This window comes from Achromobacter sp. 10T422 (assembly GCF_056394065.1).
Genome location: NZ_JBFTHD010000013.1, coordinates 182,194 through 190,886 on the forward strand (window position 1 = coordinate 182,194; position 8,693 = coordinate 190,886).

The 8,693-nt window shown below is 62.9% G+C and carries 7 protein-coding genes; 4 read left to right on the plus strand and 3 right to left on the minus strand.

Going from position 1 to position 8,693, the window contains the following annotated elements; translation table 11 throughout:
* Positions 1–28: 28 nt before the first annotated feature.
* Both AC1DB0_RS28380 and AC1DB0_RS28385 read left to right on the plus strand, forming a co-directional pair.
* Positions 29–973 (plus strand): sigma-54 interaction domain-containing protein, encoded by a 945-nt coding sequence (locus AC1DB0_RS28380; protein WP_346553380.1) that lies wholly within the window; start codon positions 29–31, stop codon positions 971–973.
* Between the two features lie 104 nt (positions 974–1,077).
* A complete protein-coding gene (locus tag AC1DB0_RS28385; RefSeq protein WP_054422135.1) occupies positions 1,078–2,574 on the plus strand; it encodes an RNA polymerase factor sigma-54 in 1,497 nt (498 codons plus the stop codon).
* Between the two features lie 154 nt (positions 2,575–2,728).
* Here the strand turns inward: AC1DB0_RS28385 and AC1DB0_RS28390 are convergent, their stop codons facing one another.
* The 3 genes from AC1DB0_RS28390 to AC1DB0_RS28400 form a co-directional block, all read right to left on the minus strand.
* Positions 2,729–3,085: a superantigen-like protein SSL4 gene (locus tag AC1DB0_RS28390; protein WP_054422134.1), complete on the minus strand. Its 357-nt coding sequence runs from the start codon at positions 3,083–3,085 to the stop codon at positions 2,729–2,731.
* A gap of 132 nt (positions 3,086–3,217) precedes the next feature.
* Positions 3,218–6,214: a GAF domain-containing protein gene (locus AC1DB0_RS28395; protein ID WP_447577856.1), complete on the minus strand. Its 2,997-nt coding sequence runs from the start codon at positions 6,212–6,214 to the stop codon at positions 3,218–3,220.
* A 72-nt stretch (positions 6,215–6,286) separates the two neighbouring features.
* Complete coding sequence (locus tag AC1DB0_RS28400) at positions 6,287–7,000, minus strand: DUF2325 domain-containing protein (RefSeq protein WP_175168953.1); 714 nt, start codon at positions 6,998–7,000, stop codon at positions 6,287–6,289.
* 294 nt (positions 7,001–7,294) lie between these two features.
* Here AC1DB0_RS28400 and AC1DB0_RS28405 point away from each other — a divergent pair, with 294 nt between their 5' ends.
* Both AC1DB0_RS28405 and AC1DB0_RS28410 read left to right on the plus strand, forming a co-directional pair.
* Entirely contained in the window at positions 7,295–7,624 is a 330-nt protein-coding gene (locus tag AC1DB0_RS28405; RefSeq protein ID WP_476758802.1) for a flagellar transcriptional regulator FlhD, read from the plus strand.
* Positions 7,625–7,915: 291 nt separating this feature from the next.
* On the plus strand, positions 7,916–8,434 hold the full coding sequence (locus tag AC1DB0_RS28410) for an Hcp family type VI secretion system effector (RefSeq protein WP_054422131.1): 519 nt from the start codon (positions 7,916–7,918) through the stop codon (positions 8,432–8,434).
* Positions 8,435–8,693: the final 259 nt, after the last annotated feature.

Genomic DNA, 8,693 nt, shown 5'->3' on the forward strand with positions numbered 1-8,693 from the left:
GGATGCGGTTGCGTCCCCCCCGACCCTTATGGACGTGACGGGGCTGTCGCCCGTCATGCAAAAACTAGGGGCCCAGTTGCAACTGGCCGCCTCGACCGACGCCAGCGTGTTCATCGTTGGCGAAAGTGGCGCGGGCAAGGAAATTGTTGCGCGCGCGATTCACGACGCCAGCGAACGGCGCGACCAGCCCTTCGTGGCGGTCAACTGCGGCGCTATCAGCGGCACGCTTGCCCATGCCGAACTTTTCGGCCATGAGAAAGGCAGCTTTACCGGCGCGGTGTCGCAGAATGCAGGCTACTTCGAATACGCCAGCGGCGGCACCCTCTTCCTGGATGAAGTCACCGAAATGCCGCCCGACATGCAGGTGCATTTCCTGCGCGTGCTGGAAGCCGGCACCTATCAACGCGTTGGCGGCTCGGACTTGCTGCGCGCGAACGTGCGCATCATCTGCGCCAGCAATCGCGATCCGGGCGTCTCGGTGGCTGAAGGCCGGCTACGGCAAGATTTCCTGCATCGGCTGCTGGTCGTGCCGCTGCGCGTGCCACCGTTGCGCGAGCGCGGCGACGATGCATTGATTCTGGCGCACCGGTTCCTGGATACCTTGAATGCGCAGCACCGCACGGAAAAGACGTTTTCCAAAGCCATGCTGGACGCCATTGCGCAGCACGACTGGCCGGGTAACGTCCGCGAATTGCGCAACGTCGTGCAGCGCGCCTACATCTTGTCCGACGCGCAACTGGATACCCCACTACTCACCCGCGCAACCGCGCACTCGCAAGCCGAAGTCCGCGATGGCGCGTTGAACTTCCCGGTAGGCATGCCGCTGGGCCGCGCGCAACGCGCATTCATCCTGGCGACATTGGCGCATCACGATGGCGACAAGCGCTTGGCGGCCGACACCTTGGGCGTCAGCCTGAAGACCTTGTACAACCGCCTGGACGTGTACGAAAAAGAAGGCGCAGCCGGGCACTGAGCAGTTCTTACCGCCCGCTTGTAATACGGTCGCGCAAGCAGGCGGTTCGCACCTCGCTTTCCGCCCGGCAACGCAGTTGGCACAGTTCTTGCATGAGTACCAGGATGCGCCGCCCTTTGGCGGCTTCCATTCAGGAGACTCGTTTGGGCCACCCTACGCAAGAATTGCGCCTGCGCCAGCAAATGACGCTGGCGCCCCGCTTGCAGCAGTCCGTCAAGCTGCTGCAGATGTCAGCGCTGGAGTTCACGACTGCGGTGGAACACGCGCTTGCCACCAACCCGTTTCTTGAGGATATCGACGAGCTCGATAACGACCAGCCGTCCATCGGCGCGGTTCCCTTGAGTAGCGTCCACGGTGGCGGCGAAACGGAACACGTTGCGGAACCGGCCAGCCCGGCCACGGCCGAGGCCGATGACACGCCACCCGACGCGCCCGCCTATTCCGGCGACTATCCCACGCAATCTGCCAGCGGCGGCGACACCAAGGACATGGGCCAATGGGTCAGCGCGTCCGTGTCGATGCGCGAACGTCTGTCGGCGGATTTGGGTAACTATCATCTGCAGCCGCGCGACCGCTTGCTTGCCGAATTCATCATTGATGCGTTAGACGACGACGGCTATCTGCGCGCGCCGCTCACCAGCCTGTGCAGCACAGAGCATCCCGAGTTCAGCCCCCCGCCCGACGAAGGCGAATGGCTGGCGGCGCTGCGTCTGGTGCAACAGCTGGATGCCCCGGGCCTGGCCGCGCGCGATCTGGCGGAATGCCTGTCGCTGCAATTGGCGACCGTTCGCGCCGTTGACGCGTCGATCCGCGATCTGGCCTTGCGTATCGTGAATGAGCATCTGGACCGCCTGGGCAAGAATGACTGCGTCGGCCTGCGCCGCGTGCTCGGGTGTTCCGACGACGAGGTGCGCGACGCCTGCGCATTGATCCGCAGCCTGAACCCCAAACCGGGTTCGCGCTACAGCGTGGACGAGCCCGTCTATGTGGTACCTGATGTGTTCGTGGATAAATGGCAAGGCCGTTGGCGCGTGCTGCCCAACCGCAACGCCATGCCGCATGCGCGGCTGCACCGCACCTATGCCGACCTGTTCCGCCGCGCGCGGCTGGATGACCGCAGCCCCATGGCGCAGGAATTGCAGGAAGCGCGTTGGCTGGTGCGCAATGTCGAACAGCGCTACACCACGATCCAACGCGTGGCCGAGGCCATCGTCAAACGTCAGCAGACCTTTTTTGAATACGGCGAGGTGGCGCTGCGCCCGCTGATGTTGCGCGAAGTGGCCGACGATTTAAACATGCACGAATCCACGGTCTCGCGCGCCACGGTCGGCAAGTACATGGTGACGCCCCGTGGCGTCTTCGAGTTTCGCCACTTCTTCTCGCGCGAGCTGGCGACTGAATCCGGCGGCTCTTGTTCCGCTGCCGCCGTGCGCGCGCTGATCAAGGAAATGGTGGAAGCGGAAGACCCGTCCATGCCCTTGTCAGACGTGGCGCTGACGCAGCAATTGGCGGCAAGCGGCATTCTGTTGGCACGCCGGACGGTATCGAAGTATCGCGGCCAGTTGCGCGTGCCGCCTGCGGAGTTGCGCCGGCAGCACTAGCAATGCGTCACGGTGGGCCGTGAACGATGAACGGTCAATGGTCTGGCTGCAAATCATCAGGCTGGTCTGGCCGCAAATCATCAGGCTGGTCAGGCTGCAAATCATCAGGCCAAAAAAAGGCTTCCCGAAGGAAGCCTTTTTCGTGGCGGGCTACTTACTTCGAGCCGCCCGAGTTCGGGTATCCCGGAGGGGGAGCCGCACCGGCCGCAGGCGTGCGCGGCACGTTATCGTTCGCTTCGCGCGGGCGCTTCGGCGTTTCTTCCGAATGCTTCTTACCCGACGACATCGTGCCACTGTGCTGCGTGCTGGGCGGCGTGGTGCCGGTCGACGGCGTCGCGTTGGGTGCGGGCGCCATCTGCCCCGGCGGCAGCGCACGATTCGGCTGCGCGGCGGACGCATCGTTCGGCGTGGAAGACGGCGTGGTCGGCGCGGCGGATTGGGCCAACGCCGTGCCGGCGGACGTCAGGCCGGCCATCAGTACAAAAGCGCAAGTCAGGGCACGAGATTTCATGGTCAGGCTCCTAGGTTGGAATGCACTTTCCATTAAGCAAGCCCCGTTCCCGGCCCTGCCGCCGGGCGTTCCGCCCCAGGAAACTGGCAGAGCAGCGTGAACAGGTATTTTTTACCTGCCTTTGCAACGCCGTCACCCCGCAGCGCCATCACCCTCGTTGGAATCCAGCATCCGCTGCACCCTTTCACCCAGCACGTCCAGCGAAAATGGCTTCACGATCAGTTCAAGTCCGCGTTCCAGGAAGCCGCCATCGCGGGCCGCGCTTTCTGCGTAGCCTGTCATCAACAGAACCTTCAGGCCTGGGTGCGCCGCCCGCGCGGCATCGGCCAATTGCCGGCCGTTCAGCGCAGGCAACCCGACATCGGTGACAAGCAAATCAATGTCGGCCGTGCCCAGCACCAGTTCAAGTCCTGCTTCGCCGTCTGAGGCCGTCAGCACTTGCATGCCCAGCTCGGCCAGGCACTCGTGCACCATCTCGCGCACGTTGTCGTCATCTTCCACCACCACCACCAGCGACTGCCGCCCCACGCCTGCGGTCTGCGGCGTGGACGGTTCAGACAACTGTGCGGCATCCGGCGCGCCGTCGAACCTGGGCAAAAGCAGCCTGACGGTGGTGCCTTGGCCCACCGCGCTTTCCAGCGTGGCCATGCCGCCGGCCTGCTTGGCAAAGCCGTAGATCATCGACAAGCCCAGGCCCGTGCCCTCGCCCAGCGGCTTGGTGGTGAAAAAGGGGTCGAAGGCGTGGGCCAGCACGTCTGGCGGCATCCCGCAGCCAACGTCGGTGACCGACACCTCGACGAAGTCGCCCGGTTTCACGCCGGGATAAGGGCGCAACGCCACCCCATCCAAGGGTTTGTTCAATGCCGATACCGTCAGCGCGCCACCGTTGGGCATGGCGTCGCAGGCGTTGATGACCAGATTCAGCACCGCATTTTCAAATTGGTTCCTGTCGCACCGCACCGTCCAAAGCGTGGGTTCCAAATTGAATAGCAGGCGCACCCTTTCTCCGGTGTAGCGATGGAAAAGATCCGCCATGGATTGCAGCGTCGAGGCTACGCTGAACGGCTTCGGGTCGATGGGTTGGCGGCGCGAAAACGTCAATAGCCGCTGCGTCAGATGCGCGGCGCGGTTCGCCGAATCCATGGCCACATTGATGAAGCGTTGCGCCTGCTCCGGCGTGCCAGCGGCCAGCTTGCGCTGGATCAGGTACAGGGCGCCCGTGATGCCCTGAAGCATGTTGTTGAAGTCATGCGCGATACCGCCCGTCAAGCGGCCCACCGCTTCCATCTTTTGCGATTGACGCAGCGCCTGTTCGGTTTCGCGCAGGGTCTCGGCCTGCACTTTCAAGTCGGTATCGTCCCGGCCGGTCATGTACAAGCTGTCTTGCGACCACGACATGCTCCACGTAATCCAGCGGTAGCTGCCATCGCGTTTCAGCAACCGGTTTTCCATATGCCTGACGGCTTGGGCCGGGTTACCCCGCGAGGCTTGCGCAATGGCGTTGCGCGTGGCGGCCTGATCATCGGGGTGGATCACTTCGGCCAAGCCCATGGACAGGAACTGTTCCGGCGTCCAGCCAAGAATCGGGCGCACAGCCGGGTTGACGCTGACAAAGCGCTCGGTGCCATCGACGACGGCAAGCAGCTCAGGAGACAAGCGCCAGATCCGATCTCGTTCGGCGATGGCATTTTCCACGCGCTGCTCAAGCATGCGCGCATACTGCGAACGCTCGACGGCGTCGCACAGCCGCTCGGACACCTCTTCAATGAACGCAATGTCACCGGCCTTGAGCCGGCTGTTGACCAGCGGGCGAACCAGCAGCGCGCCACCCTGCCGGCCCCATCGGCGCATCGGCACCACGATCGCAGACGGGCGGACTTCCCCGCCCGGCTCCGCCACCAGCGGTTGCAGATACGCCGTGCGCCCCTTGCGGAGCGCCTCGGTAAAATCGCTGCCCAATTTTTCGGGCGCCAGGGCTTGCTGCCCCGCCAAGTCCGCTTCAGAACGCCAAGAGGTCGACACGGTGGCCGGCTCGGCGTCACCCGACCAGTCCAGCACGGCGACCATGCCCAGCGCCAGATGCTGGCCCAGGCCCTCGCAGGCGGCCTGTTCAATCTCTTCCTGAAAATGCAGTTCGCGCATGCGGTCGCCCAGCGCCAGCAGGAAATTCTTGCGATGCTGCCCTTCCCACAGCTCGGTCTCGGCCGCCTTGCGCGCGGTAACGTCCAGGAACAGAGCCATCATGCGATCGGGCCCATCCTTGCGCGCACGCGCTTCGTACCACGACTCTTTCGGCGCGGGCACGGCAAATTCAAACTGCGTCGGCTCGCCCGTTTCAACGACCTGCGCGAAGGCGTCCATGATCTGTCCGGGCACACCGGGAATCATCTCGCGCAAGGTGTGGCCCAGCGTGTCGCCCTCTTTCATGCCGGTCTGCCGTTCGAAGGCGGGGTTCACCTCCAGAAAACGAAAGTCCACAATGCGGCCGTCTTCATCGCGCAGGGCCTCGCTAAGAAAAAACGCTTCCTGCATGCCATCGAACATAGCCCGCCAGCGTTCCCCGCTGCTGCGTAACGCCTCTTCCGTCAGATGGCGCTCGATGGCCAGCGCCGCGCTGCGGGTCACCAGCGCAATCGCGTCGATGTCGTAGGCCGAGGGTGAGCGCACCGCGCTGTAGTAGTTCGAGAACACGCCCAACAAGCGGCCGTCCGGCGCTTTGATCGGGGTGGACCAGCAGGCCCGCAATCCATGCGCCAAGGCCAAGTCACGCCAGCGCGCCCAATCGGGGTGCGATGCGATGTCGTCCACATACACGGGGCTGCCGGTGTAAGCGGCCGTGCCCCAGGATGCGATATTTGGCCCGATGGGCGTGCGTTGCACCGCTTCACTGAACTCCGCCGGCAGGCTGGGCGCGGCGCCATGAAGCAGGAACGTTCCGGTTTCATCGATCAGGGCGATGGCGGCGCGCAGTTCAACGCTGGACTGGGCCTCAATGGCATTCAACACATGTTCAAGCACGTGCGCCAGCGGCATGCCGGCGGCAATGCGCTGCAACATGATGCGCTCATCTTCCAGACGCGCAAGCGTGTCCGTCCAGGGAAGCGCCACGCGGTCCCGCTTTTTCAACATGTCTGCCCCTTTGCCAACGCCTACTGTATTGCGGGGGGACGCCATGATGCGGAAACGCAAGGTAACGCGACGCTACCGTTCCTGCTCGGCTTCCAGACGCAGGGCGTTCAGCGCTTCCGGCTTGTCCACCAGCACGCATTGCTTGCCGGTGCGCGTGCAATGGTCTTTTACGCGCCAGTAAGCGCCATGGCTGACGCATCCCGTCTGGCAGATGACCAGATCGGCCTGGACAAGGCTGGCTTCCAGGGTGGCGCCGTCCAGATCATCGCCACCACTATGGCCAAGGTAGCGGCCCCCCGCCATTTCAACGACCTTGCGCGTCAGCATCAACGCCATCGCATCTTCGCCTACGCAGAGTACGGATTTTTCGCGTAGCGCCACCGCCGCCACCGTGGCCCCCGACGCGCGGGCGGCCGGGGTGTCCGCAAGGGTCGTCGTGGGCTTGGCGCGCGCCTGGCTGATCCAGTCCTGCCATGCGAGCCGTTCGCGCATCAGCGTCTGAACACGTTCCACCAGTTGGGCCACGCGGCGCGACAACGCGACGCGTTTGGGCAAGCCGGGAATAGACGCTTCCAACGCGGCACGGTCAGCGCGCGACCACGCCAACGCGGTGTCCCTGACGATAAGCGCCGCGCGCAAGCGCATTGTTTCCGCTTCCAGGTGCACGATTCGAGCCGCCTGCGCGCTCAGCAGCTGGCTGCAATGCGCCTGCGCGTGGCCATATGCGGCAAGCAGCGCGGCATGCTCGCGTTGCAACGTCTGGCTGTCTTGGAAAGAGGATGTCATCGCGCGCCTTGGGTTGAAACGAGAAACCGCGCGCCGTCATTCTTCGGCGCGCGCCACTTGGCATGCGCCGAATTATAAATGAGAATGCGTCGTCTTTAGAATATGTAGATATGCCGGCGCGCCGTACAGGGAAATCCATTACTGACGCGTCAGAGTCGCTTAAATATGATCGACAAACCATATCGGCACGCAAGCCCGTCTCGGGTTTGAAATAGACGTTCTCCTGAGGACGCCACGCGCCATTCCGCCTTGGCCGCGGCCATGTTGTGGAATCAACGAAGTCTGGGGTGCCCGATGCCGAGATCCACCGAACTTCTGCGCGATATCCACGAAACCAATCTGATGTACCTGCTGCTATTGCAGCGCTTGGCGCGCTCGGGTGAGGCCGGCGCTATGGCGGGGGTGCCACTGTCGCCTGAGGCCTGTCTGTGGCTGGMGGCGTTGCAGCCCGAGGCGCTGGTGAAGCTGGCGCAGAACAGCGTGTTGCTGGCGCAACTGAATCTGGCGCCGCATCTGCTTCTGACGGCGCTTAGCCAGGGCATTGACACCACATTGACCGCACGCGCTCGTACCGAATTGCCCGACGGGCTATCTACCCCGGCGGCTTCCCTGGGCCAGATTTGACTCGGTCGGGCCAGTTTTGGCCCGCTCCAAGCTATTGATTCATAAGTACTTATTTTTATTCGGGTCAAATGTGGCCTGATTTTCGGTCCAAAACCCGCTATTCGCGGGTTTTTTTGCGATTTCGTTTTTTCGTAATCGTCTTAAATTCGTTTCAACCCATTGATTTAATTGATATTTTTTTGACTCCGCAGCACCTGGCACGGATGTTGCATATGTCCTCGTAGCGCCTCCTTCGGGAAGCATCCCGGCCTTGAACGGCCATTCATTACTACGACGACAACGGAGTCTGTCATGCCTACCCCCGCCTACATCAGCATTTCCGGCAAAACCCAAGGCAACCTCACCGAAGGCGCCTTCACCGCTGATTCGGTCGGCAACGTCTATGTAGAAGGTCACGAGGACCAAATCCTGGTCCAGGAAATCGAGCACCGCGTCAACACCCCGACCGACCCGCAAAGCGGTCAGCCGTCGGGTCAGCGCGTGCACAAGCCCTTCACGTTTACCAGCGCGTTGAACAAGGCCACGCCGCTGCTGTATCAAGCCCTGGCCTCCGGCGAAATGCTGCCCGAAGTGGAAGTGAAGTGGTACCGCACTTCTATCGACGGCAAGCAGGAACACTTCTTCACCACCGCCCTGGAAGACGCCACGATCGTGGACATCACCAGCGTGCTCCCGCACGCGCAAGACCCCAGCAAGGCGGAATTCACGCAACTGATCAAGGTAGCCATGGCCTACCGCAAGATCACGTGGACGCATGAGATCGCCGGCACGGAAGCCTCGGACGACTGGCGCAAACCGCTGGAAAGCTAAGGCATGCCGCCGCGGCTGCGAATGGGCGCAGCCGCGGTTTTTCATGCGGCGCTCCTGCCTGTTGATCTGCACAGTTCTTCCGCACACTTCGTTCGTCCTGAGAGGCCTTGATGCCCCGCCAATCCGATTTGCGCTTCACCTTCACGCCCTCTGGCCGCGGTCTGGACTTCGACGTCATCGAATTCACGCTGGACGAGGCGCTGTCCGAGACCTATCGGCTGGAATTRGACCTATCCAGCTTCAACCCCGCCATCGACTT